General features: G+C 70.1%; 6 protein-coding genes. 2 read left to right on the top strand and 4 right to left on the bottom strand.

Annotation, left to right across the window (positions count from 1 at the left end):
- The first annotated feature begins 159 nt into the window (after positions 1–159).
- Positions 160–1,086: a carbohydrate porin gene (locus NFT33_RS12955; RefSeq protein WP_251675927.1), complete on the top strand. Its 927-nt coding sequence runs from the start codon at positions 160–162 to the stop codon at positions 1,084–1,086.
- Between the two features lie 166 nt (positions 1,087–1,252).
- A complete protein-coding gene (locus tag NFT33_RS12950) occupies positions 1,253–2,317 on the top strand; it encodes an oxidoreductase (RefSeq protein WP_251675925.1) in 1,065 nt (354 codons plus the stop codon).
- Here the strand turns inward: NFT33_RS12950 and NFT33_RS12945 are convergent, their stop codons facing one another.
- From NFT33_RS12945 to NFT33_RS12930, 4 genes are all read right to left on the bottom strand, one after another.
- Positions 2,318–5,665, bottom strand: coding sequence for a glycoside hydrolase family 15 protein (locus tag NFT33_RS12945; RefSeq protein ID WP_251675923.1), 3,348 nt, complete (start codon positions 5,663–5,665; stop codon positions 2,318–2,320). It abuts the gene before it with no gap.
- Positions 5,666–5,725: 60 nt separating this feature from the next.
- A complete protein-coding gene (locus NFT33_RS12940; protein WP_251675921.1) occupies positions 5,726–7,672 on the bottom strand; it encodes an amylosucrase in 1,947 nt (648 codons plus the stop codon).
- 194 nt (positions 7,673–7,866) lie between these two features.
- Positions 7,867–9,618, bottom strand: a complete 1,752-nt coding sequence (locus NFT33_RS12935) for a glycoside hydrolase family 13 protein (RefSeq protein ID WP_251675919.1) — start codon at positions 9,616–9,618, stop codon at positions 7,867–7,869.
- A 24-nt stretch (positions 9,619–9,642) separates the two neighbouring features.
- A complete protein-coding gene (locus NFT33_RS12930; RefSeq protein WP_251675917.1) occupies positions 9,643–10,800 on the bottom strand; it encodes an ABC transporter ATP-binding protein in 1,158 nt (385 codons plus the stop codon).
- Positions 10,801–10,811 lie beyond the last annotated feature (11 nt).

Genomic DNA, 10,811 nt, shown 5'->3' with positions numbered 1-10,811 from the left:
TCCACCACAGCGACCAAGTCGCCACAAAACAACAAAAGACGTTAACCGATGGTTAACCTCAAGTAAATCACAGGTTAAACGTCGTTACTGTTCATCACCCGAAGGTCGAACGAACACCGCAACGAGCGACCGAATCCGCAACGAAAGAGGAGTCAGCCCATGATCCGCAAGACGCAAGCCGCCCTGGCCATCGCCGCCCTGTTCGCCACTCCGGCTTTCGCCGCAGCAAGCTTCGATGCCAACATCGAACTGGATACCGACTACCGCAACGCCGGTCGTGGCGCCGCTCAAGGCGGCCGCGTCGAGTTGAATGCCGCTGGCAAGGCGGGCACCGACGGCTTCGTGGCCGGACGCGCCAGCTTCCTGGCCAAGAAGAACGGCGACGCTGGTGTCGACGACATGTGGGTGCAGTTCGGCAACGCTTCGGGCGACATCAAGCTGGGTCGCTTCGAAGCTGCTGACATCTTCCCGGTCGGCAAGGACACCGTGGTTGATGATGATGGCGCTGCCGGCTACCGCAACAAGCTGCGCGGCCGCTACGCCACTAACTCCAATGTCGACGGCACCGGGAAGTACTCGGGCGGTACTGCCCACGCTGCGCTGACGCTGAACGTCGGTGGTGGTCTGGCAGTAGAGCTGGGGGTGATTTCGGCCAAGAAAAACACGGCCGTGCGCCCGGTGGTCTCTTACTCGATCGACGGCTTCACCATCAAGGCTGGCATCAACAGCGGCAAGCTGGAAGAGGGTCAGAAGATCCGTGGCGGCGGCGTGACCGTCGGCACAACGATGGCAGGTGCAGCCCTGAACCTGAGCTACAACGCTGGCAAGGTCGCTGACCTGAAGGGCTCGAGCGTCGGCCTGAACGCCACGATCGGTGCAGCTGGTGTCGGCTACATCTACGACCGCAACGACGTCGCCGGCGGCGGCTCCATCAAGGAGAACAACGTCTACGTCGCCTACAGCCTGCCGCTGTTCAACACCGGCGCCACCATCACCCCGGCGCTGGCCTACAGCAAGGCCACCGGCACCGGCACCGACGGCGACGCCAAGATCACCGCCCGCGTGCGCGTCAACTACGCCTTCTGATCGGCGCCGCGGCGCCCCCGCGCGGGGCGCCGGCACCGCGGCCAGCAGGCTGCTTTCGGGGTCCACGGTCTGTGTGGTCCTGAGGGGGTGGCAAAGAGTGCTGCCACCCTTTCTTGGGTGAGCTCTCCCGCGAGAGCTCACCTTTTTTCATTGGAGCGCGCGTTTCATGAGCTTTCCGTCCCGCCCCGCCCTGCCCGCGATCCGCGTGGCGCTGATCGGCTTCGGCTATGTCGGGCGCACCTTCCACGCCCCGCTGATCGAGGCGGTCGAGGGGCTGGAGCTGGTGTGCGTGGCCTCGTCCGATGCGGAGAAGGTGCGCGCCTGGCGCGCCGATCTGGCGGTCGAGCCGGACTACCTGAAGGCCGCGACCGCGCCGGACGTCGACCTGGTGGTGATCGCCACGCCCAACGACAGCCACCATCCGCTGGCGCGCGCGGCGCTGCTGGCAGGCAAGGCGGTGGTGATCGACAAGCCCTTCACCGTGACGCTGGCCGAGGCGCAGGATCTGGTCACGCTGGCCGAGGCGCGCGGGCTGCTGCTCTCCGTCTTCCACAACCGCCGCTGGGACGGGGACTTTCTCGGCCTGCGCGCGGCCATCGACGGCGGCACGCTGGGCGAGGTGCGCGAGCTGGTCTCGCGCTTCGACCGCTTCTCGCCCGAGCCGCGCGACCGCTGGCGCGAGCGGCCCGGCCCCGGCGCCGGTCTCTGGTATGACCTGGGGCCGCATGTGGTCGACCAGGTGCTGCAGCTCTTCGGCCCGCCCGAGACGGTGTGCGCGCAGAGCGCCTCGCTGCGCGACGGCGGCCAGGGCGTGGACGACTGGGCGCAGGTGGTGCTGGGCTACGGCGCGCAGCGCCGGGTGACGCTGCATGTGACCCGGCTGGCGGCCTGGCAGGCGCCGCGCTTCGAGGCGCACGGCACGCGCGGCAGCTGGCTGTGCAGCGGCCTGGACATCCAGGAAGACCAGCTCAAGGCCGGCATGAAGCCCGGCGCGCCCGGCTGGGGCGAGGATGCGCGCCCCGCGCTGCAGGCCGACGCCACCGGCGCCCTGAGCGAACGCCCGCGCCCGGCCGGCGACTACCGCGCCTACTACGCCGGCATCCGCGACGCGCTGCGCGGCCTGGCGCCCAACCCGGTGCCGCCACGCGAAGCTCTGGCGGTCATGGCGCTGATGGACTGCGCGATGCGCAGCGCCGCCGAAGGCCGCACGCTGCGCTTCGGCGTCGACTGATCAGGCCGGCGCCTGGTCCGCCTCGGCCTCGGCGGTCTCCGGCGTCATCAGGAAGACCAGCGCATCCATCACCAGCGTCGCCACCCGGTGCGGCGGCAGCGCGTAGAAGCCCTGCCAGGCGGCGGCCTTGTGCTCGTTGTAGTCGGGCGGCGGCGTGTCGTCGCCCTCGCCGTCCACCTCGGGGCGGGCGGGCAGCGACTGCTCCCAGCCCAGCCGCACCGCGATGCCGATCAGCACGTCCATCACCAGCAGCCCGTCGGCGGCCAGATCCGGGTTGGCGCGCGCGATGTCCGAGACCGCGATCAGCGCCTCGATCGTCAGCTGGCGGTATTCCGGCGCATGGATCTTGTTGAGCAGATCGTCGACCTGCAGCGCGAAGCCGCGCTCGGAGGCGGTCATGTCGGCGCGGGCCAGGTGGCTGTCGAGCCGGTTGCGGCTGTCGAGCTGATCGCCGATGACCAGGCCGGGGAAATGGCGCAGCACCTCCCAGACCCGGGCATGGAAGTCCTCGGGCAGGCGGGTCAGCACGCCGCGCACCTCGCGCCAGGCCAGCCAGCCGCCGGAGACATCGTCCAGCACCGGATCGGCCGCGGCCGGGAAGCGCACCCGCGCCAGCGGGCCGCCGTCGCGGCTGACCCGGCCATGCAGCGACTGCAGCCGCAGCAGGTTGCGGCCCATCTCCTGCTCGTGCGCGATCACCTCGCGCAGCCGGCGCAGGATGGCCTGCGGGCTCAGCGACAGCAGGAAGTCGAAGCCCTCGGCCTGGGTCAGGCCGTGCTCGCGCGCCAGCCAGCCGGTGATCAGCAGGATCAGGTACCAGGCGCGCAGGGTCAGCGTGCCGCGCAGCAGCGGCGCGTCGGCCTTGATGAGCGTGCCCAGCAGCAGCACCACCTCCTGCAGCAGCACCCGCGCGCGCGCATCGTCGCCGCCGAAGCGGCGGATGCGCTCGAAGATCTCGGCGCTGGGCAGCGGCCGGTCGATGACCGCACCGTCGCCATAGCTGCGACCGACGACGATGCGCTTCTGGCGCGCGACGATCTGCGCGACCGCCTCCTCCAGCGCGGTGTCGTGCACATCGAGCACCGCGGCGGCGCGGCGGATCAGCCCCCAGTGGCGCTCGCGGCAGGCGCGCTCGTAGAGCGCCTGCGTCATCTGCCAGACCGACAGGCCGCGCTCGGTGCCCCAGCGGGCGCCGCCGCGGCGCACCAGCAGGCCGAGGATCTCGATCTGCTCGTAGGGATTGCGGCTGCGCGCGAGCTGGCGCTGCAGCGCATGCGCGTCCTCCTCGTGCTCGAGTGCGGCGGCGCGCGCTGGCGTCAGCGGCCGGGTCGCGCCTTCCTCCCAGTTCAGGTCGACCGTGAGCGCGGCGCCGCTGCCGATACCCGCCACCGGGCGGGCCGACGCGGCCAGCGACTCCAGCCCGTCGAGCGGGGTGCAGCGCACCCGCGGCAGCAGCTCGGCCAGAGGTCCGATCTGCACCTCCGGCTCGTCGAGCCCGACGCCCAGCGACTGCAGGAAGCCGATCAGCGCATCCGCGCCGTCCGCCTCCAGCATCGGCTCGCCGATCAGCAGCGTCAGCAGCGGCTGGCCCTGCTGGTCGCGCACCTGCCAGTGGCGGCGCAGCGTGGCCAGCTCGGCGCGCAGCTCGTCGACCAGCAGCCGGTTGTCCAGCGTCAGGTAGAAGCCCTGGCGGCCGTAGAAGGACGGCAGGAAGAGCATCAGTGCGGACGCAGCCGATGACGACGCGCCGGCCTCGTCGCCGGCGCGGAAGACCTGGCTGGTCGACAGGCTGCCCAGGCGCCCGCGCGGACGCCCGCTCAGGCCCAGCGCGTCGACCCGACCGACGCTGGCCAGCGCGATCTCGAGATCCTCGGCATAGCGCAGCTGCACCGGCGCGATCTCCGCCGGCGTCTGGCTGCGGATGCCGTGCGCGGCCAGGCGCGCCTGCACCAGCCGGTCGGCCGCCAGCAGCGCGACCTGGATGCGCACCGGCTCCGGCGGCACTACCCGCCCAGCCAGCACGCCGGGGCGGCGTCCGCGCGGCAGCAGCACCTGCGGCGCGACCAGCCGCTCCTGCAGCAGCACGCCGACCAGATAGAGGCTCTGCGCCCACACCAGCGGCACGTTGTCGTTGGGCACCCGCGCCTGGCTCTGCGGCGCGGCGCGCTCGGCCTCGACCGCCTCGGCCGGCACGATGTAGAGCTCGGGCAGCAGGCGCTGGCCGTCCTGCTCGACCATCAGCGCCTCCAGGCGCTGGCGGTAGTCGCGCGCGGCGGCCTCGTCGCCACGCAGCTGCGCATCGAGCAGCAGATAGCAGAAGAACAGCGGCCACTCCGACTCGATGTGCGCGAAGCGCTGCAGCTCGCCGGGCTCGTAGTGCAGGCGGCTGTGGTCCTCGACCGCCGTCTGGTGGCCGTCGCGCAGGAAGCGCTTGCAGCCGTGGCGGCCCTGCAGCCGGCCGACGATGGTGGCGCGGGTGCGCTCGACCAGCGCGGCGTCGCCCACCGCGAAGGCCGGAAAGCCGATGATCGACAGCAGCGCCGCGTCGGTCTCCTTGGACTCGGACTCGCGCGGCAGCAGGTTCTCCAGCGTGTGGCGCGCATGCGCGATCGCCTCGGCCGGCACATGGATGGCCGGGCCGTCGGCCAGCAGGCGCGCGCCGCTGGCGACCTCCAGCGCCGCCTTGGCCATGCCCACCGAGCTGGCGTTGATCTCGGCGCGACCGTCGTTGCGCTTGTTGCCGCGCTCCCAGATGCCGTAGTCGGGCGTGCGCCAGGCGTGCGCCAGATACCAGACCAGGTTCTGCACGAACATCAGCTCGTCGCGCGAGCGCACGATCTGCAGGCCGCCGGCGCTCATCTGCACCAGCATCAGCAGGAAGATCGCGGTGGCGTCGAGCTGCAGATGGCCCCATTCGGCGTCGCCCACCACCGGCTCGCCGCTGCGGGTCGAGTACTTGGCGTGCAGCGCGTCGAGCGGATGCTGGGTGTGCTTGAAGCGCTCGACCTTGGCCGACTGGCGCATCATCGCCGCGAGCAGGCCGCGCATCAGGTGGATCACCCGTGCATCGAGCTCGGCCGCCTGCGCCGCGTCGCGCGCGCGCCAGGCGTGGGCCAGCGCCCAGATCGCCATGATGCTGTAGACGTTGTCGCGCACCCAGGCGTGGGTGTAGTCGCCATGCACCGTGATCGCGGTGCTGGCCGGCAGCAGGCCGGTGTCGGGATCCTGGCGCGCCAGGATGATCTCGCGCGCCTGGCGGGTCAACTCGTCAAGGCGCGCGCGCGCAGCCGGATCGGCGACATCGGCCGGATCGAAGGAGGGAATGCGGAAGTCGGTCATGGAAGGCATGTCGTCCGGATGCCGGACAGGCTTGCAAGGAACGGGCCCGTCTTCCGGGAGACCGGGAACTCAGGCGCCGCTCGCCACCAGCCAGACCATCTGGTACGGCGCCAGCGTCAGGCCGGCGCGCAGATCGAAGGCGGTCTGGCCGATCAGGTCGACCATTGTCGCAGGCTGGGCAGAGAGCACCTCGGGCAGCACGCTGGCCGGGCGCTCGCTGAAGTTGGCCAGCACCAGCACGCCGCCGCGGGCGTCGTCGCCCTGCGGCGCCGGGCGCCGGTAGCCCAGCACCGCCGGATGGCGGCTCCAGAACGGCAGCAGCCGGCCACCGGCAAAGGCCGGCAGATGGCGGCGCAGCGCGATCAGGTGGCGCAGGCCGGCATGGATGCGCCCGGCCGCGGTGCTCGGATCGAGCCGCTCGGCATGACGGCGCGGATCGCGCATCGGCCGGTGCACCCAGCGGCTGTCGCCGGCGCGGGCCGGATCGTCGGCATAGCCGGCGTCATTGCCCTGGCCGATCTCGTCGCCCAGATAGATCAGCGGAATGCCGCCGCTCGACAGCACCACCCCGTGCAGCAGCAGGATGCGCGCGACCGCGTGCGGGTCGCCCTGCTCCAGCCCGCACAGCGCCGCACAGGTGCCGGAAATGCGGCAGTCGCCGGTGGCCGGGTTGTCCTGGAAGGGCACGCCGCGCGCGAAGCTGCCGGGAAAGCGGTCGACGTAGAAGCGGTTCAGGAACTGGCGGTGGTCGAATCCGTCGATGCCGAAGCGCGCCGCATCCTCGTCGGCGAAGGTCCAGCCGATGTCGTCATGGCTGCGCACATAGTTCACCCAGGCGGTGCCCTCGGGCAGGTGATGGCGCTCCTCCAGCGCTAGCTGCAGCAGGTTGACCTCGCGGGTGGCCAGCGTGTTCCACAGCAGCGCCATCTGCAGCGGGTTGTACGAGACCTGGCACTCGGCCGGCGAGATGTAGGAGACCACCTCGTCCGGATGCACGATCGCCTCGGACTTGAACAGCAGCGCCGGCGCGGCGATGCGCGCCAGCGCGTTGTAGGCGCGCAGCAGGTGATGCGCCTCCGGCAGGCTCTCGCAGGGCGTGCCCAGGCGCTTCCAGACGAAGGCCACCGCGTCCATGCGCAGGAACTCCACGCCCAGGTTGGCGATGAACAGCATCTCGCCGGCCATCGCGCGGAAGACCTCCGGGTTGCTGTAGTTCAGATCCCACTGGTAGCTGTGGAAGGTGGTCCAGACCCAGCGGCCGTCGTCGAGCTGGCTGAAGGCGCCCGGGTGCTCGTCGGGGAAGATCTCGCGCAGCGTGCGCTCGAAGGCATCGGGCTGCTGGCGGTCGGGGTAGATGTGGTAGTAGTCGCGGCAGACCGGATCGCCCGCGCGCGCCGCCACCGCCCACTCGTGCTCGTCGGAGGTGTGGTTGAAGACGAAGTCCAGCACCAGCGAGATGCCGGCCTCGCGCAGCTTCTCCGCGAGGTGGCGCAGGTCCTCGATCGTGCCGAGCGCCGGCTTGGTCGCGCGGTAGCTGCTGACCGCGTAGCCGCCGTCGTTGTGCGGCTCCGGGCACAGGTAGGGCGGCATCAGGTGCAGGTAGGTCAGCCCGAGTTCCTGGAAGTACGGGATCTGCGCCTCGATGCCGCGGAAGTCGCCGGCGAAGAGGTCGACATAGCAGACGCCGCCGAGCATGCGCTGCGACTGGAACCACTGCGGATCGCGCTCGCGCTGCTCGTCGAGCGCCTTCAGCACGGCCGGCCGTCCGCACCAGGCCTCGAAGGCGGTCTGCACCAGCCGCACCACGACGGCCTCGAAGTCGTCGCGGCTGCCGTAGAGCCAGGCCAGCTCGTTGCGCAGCGTCGCGACATGGCGGCGCAGCCGCGCGTCGAAGGCCGGCCAGTCGGCGTGGCGGCCGCAGCCGGCCTGCACCGCGGCATGGATGCGGCCGGTCTGATCGTCAGGGGCGCGCCACGGCGGCACGGCAGGACGGGCGGAGGTGGGCGTCGTGGCCATGGTCGTTCTCTCCTTCTTTCGGGGGTGCAGCATGGGGGTCGCCGGCTGGAGGCCGTATTGCAATCGATTTCGTCTTCAGATCGAAAAAAGCGCGGCCCGACCGCGCCGCGTTTCACCGGGCGGGCTCAGGACACGCCGGGGCGCGGCCACCGCATCCGTCGATCGTCATGGGAGCGACAGGGGGCGGTCGGCGCTCAGGCATGCAGGCGCAGCATGCGCGCTTCCCAGGGCCGCAGTGGCGAGCCGTGCAGCGCATCGCCCTCGCACGGCGGATAGTTGCCAAGCATCCAGTCGCATGTGCTCGCCGCCACGTCGGCCGGCAGGTCGAAGACCGGGCCATCGCCGCTGAAATTGCAGACGATCAGCCAGCGTTCGGCGTGTTCGCCGGTGCCCAGCGTCCGGGTGTAGGCGTAGATCTGTGCGTGGTCGGGCAGCAGCAGCGCGTAGCGGCCATGCACCAGCACCGGATGCACGCGCCGCATCGCGATCAGGCGCCGGTAGTGGTGAAGCACCGAGTCCGGATCCTCTGCCGCCTGCGCGGCGTTGATCTGCGCAAAATTCGGATTCAGCTTCAGCCATGGCGTCCCGGAGGTGAACCCGGCATTGGCACCGGCATTCCAGTGCATCGGCGTGCGGGCGTTGTCGCGGCCCTTGGCGTAGATCGACGCCATCACCTCGGCAGGATCCTGTCCGCGCTCCTCGGTGGCGACGCGGTACATGTTGAGGCTCTCGATGTCCTGGTAGTCCTCGATCGACGGGAAGGCGACATTGGTCATGCCGAGTTCCTCCCCCTGGTAGACGTAGGGCGTGCCCTGCATCCCGTGCAGGAAGATCGCCAGCATCTTGGCCGACTCGACCCGGTAGCGCCCGTCATCGCCGAAGCGCGACACCGGGCGTGGCTGGTCGTGGTTGGACAGATACAGGCTGTTCCAGCCCTGGCCGGCCAGCGCCTCCTGCCAGCGCGTCATGGTGGCTTTCAGGTCACGCAGGTCGAGCGGCTTGAAGGCCCACTTGCCGCCGACCGTCCCCCCGACGGAATCGAGGTCCATGTGCTCGAACTGGAACAGCATGTTGAGCGCACCGGTCTCGGGGTTCGTCAGCTCGCGGCCCTGCGTGATGGTGGCCAGCGGCGCCTCGCCGACGGTGATGGTGTCGTAGTGGTCCAGCACCTGCTCGCGCATCTCGCGCAGGAACTCCAGCAGGCGCGGACCGTTGCAGGTCATCGGGAAGCTGGGCTGCAGGAAGCCCTCGCGCACGACGGGCGCATCCGGCAGGCTGCCGTCGGCGTTCCACGGCTTCGAGATCATGTTGATCACGTCCATGCGGAAGCCGTCGACGCCCTTGTCGAGCCAGAAGCGCATGACGTCGTAGACCTCGGCCCGCAGCGCCGGGTTCTCCCAGTTCAGGTCCGGCTGCTTGCGGCTGAACATGTGCAGGTAGTACTCGCCGGTCGGCTCGTTCCATTCCCACACCGAGCCGTTGAAGGCGGCCTCCCAGTTGGTGGGCGGCGAGCCGTCCGGCTTGGGGTCGCGCCAGATGTAGTGGTCGTGGTACGGGTTGTCACGGCTGGAGCGGGCCTGGCGGAACCACTCGTGCTCGTCGGAGCTGTGGTTGACGACCAGATCCATCATCAGCTTGATGCCCCGCGCGTGCATGCCGGCCAGCATCGCGTCGAAGTCGGCCATCGTGCCGAACTCGGGGGCGACATTGCGGTAGTCGCTGATGTCGTAGCCGTTGTCGTCCTGCGGCGAGGCGTAGATCGGTGACAGCCAGACCACGTCGACCCCGAGTTGCTGCAGGTGATCGAGCCGGCTGGTGATGCCCGGCAGATCGCCGATGCCATCCCCATTGGTGTCCTGGAAGCTGCGCGGGTAGATCTGGTAGACAACGGACTGCTTCCACCAGTCGTGGCGCGGGTTCATGGTCTGGTTCACGGTCTGGTTCATGCTCGGGCTCCAGTTCGTCTCGGCTCAGGTCGGCAGCTCGACGGTCCGCGCGAAGGCCTGACCGGCCGCATCGAACAGATGGCACTGCTCGGGACGCAGCCGCAGCTGCATCGACTGGCCGGCGCCCTGGATCGCGTGGCCCTCGATGCGCAGCGTCATCAGCGGCAGCGCAACCGCCGCGCTGGAGGCGGCAGCCGCCTGCGGATCCAGGTAGAGCATCGACGATTCGCCCAGGCGCTCGAGGTGACGCACCCGCACCGGCAGACCTGCGCCCTCGGCCTCGCCGTGCAGCAGGTGCTCGGGCCGGATGCCCAGCGAGACCGCCTCGCCGGCCTTGGCGCGGCGCGCGTCCACCGCCACCGTGACCGCCACGCCCAGCACGTCGACCACCGCATGCGTGGCCTCGGCGGCGATCAGCCGGCCCGGCAGGATGTTCATCTTCGGGCTGCCGATGAACTCGGCCACGAACAGGTTCTGCGGGCGGTGGTAGAGGTCCATCGGCGTGCCGAACTGCGCCACGCTGCCTTCGGTCTGCACCTTCTCGCCGGCGCGCAGCAGCACGATCTTGTCGGCCAGCGTCATCGCCTCGACCTGGTCGTGCGTCACGTAGATCATGCTGGCGCGGCCGATGTCATGGTGCAGCTTGGCGATCTCCAGCCGGGTCTGCACCCGCAGCGCCGCGTCCAGGTTCGAGAGCGGCTCGTCGAACAGGAAGACGTCCGGCTCCTTCACGATCGCGCGGCCGATGGCCACCCGCTGACGCTGGCCGCCCGACAGCGCCTTGGGCAGGCGGTCGAGCAGCGGGGTGAGCTGCAGGATGTCGGCCGCCTTCTTCACCTTCTGCTCGATCGCCGCCTTGTCGGCGCCGAACACCTTCAGGCCGAAGGCCATGTTCTCGCGCACCGTCATGTGCGGATAGAGCGCATAGCTCTGGAACACCATCGCCACGCCGCGCTGCGCCGGCGGCAGGTCGTTGACGCGCCGGCCGCCGATCGACAGGTCGCCCGAGCTGATGTCCTCCAGGCCGGCCACCATGCGCAGCAGCGTCGACTTGCCGCAGCCCGAGGGGCCGACGAAGACGCAGAACTCGCCCTGCCCGATCGTCAGCGTGGCGTTGTGAATGGTCAGCGGCAGGTTGGGCGCATAGCGCTTGTTGATCTGCTGGAAGTCGATGCGGGACATGGCGATCTCGA

The sequence above is a fragment of the Sphaerotilus sp. FB-3 genome, assembly GCF_023706025.1.
GTDB classification, from domain to species: Bacteria; Pseudomonadota; Gammaproteobacteria; order Burkholderiales; family Burkholderiaceae_C; genus Sphaerotilus; species Sphaerotilus sulfidivorans.
The sequence above is the reverse complement of the archived record's forward strand: the minus strand, read 5'-3'. Positions and strand labels throughout refer to the sequence as shown.

Excerpts from the sequence above, each read along its gene's own strand:
- NFT33_RS12950 (WP_251675925.1), top strand. The coding sequence starts at position 1,253 with ATGAGCTTTCCGTCCCGCCCCGCCCTGCCCGCGATCCGCGTGGCGCTG.
- NFT33_RS12940 (WP_251675921.1), bottom strand. The coding sequence starts at position 7,672 with ATGGCCACGACGCCCACCTCCGCCCGTCCTGCCGTGCCGCCGTGGCGC.
- NFT33_RS12955 (WP_251675927.1), top strand. The coding sequence starts at position 160 with ATGATCCGCAAGACGCAAGCCGCCCTGGCCATCGCCGCCCTGTTCGCC.
- NFT33_RS12930 (WP_251675917.1), bottom strand. The coding sequence starts at position 10,800 with ATGTCCCGCATCGACTTCCAGCAGATCAACAAGCGCTATGCGCCCAAC.
- NFT33_RS12945 (WP_251675923.1), bottom strand. The coding sequence starts at position 5,665 with ATGCCTTCCATGACCGACTTCCGCATTCCCTCCTTCGATCCGGCCGAT.
- NFT33_RS12935 (WP_251675919.1), bottom strand. The coding sequence starts at position 9,618 with ATGAACCAGACCGTGAACCAGACCATGAACCCGCGCCACGACTGGTGG.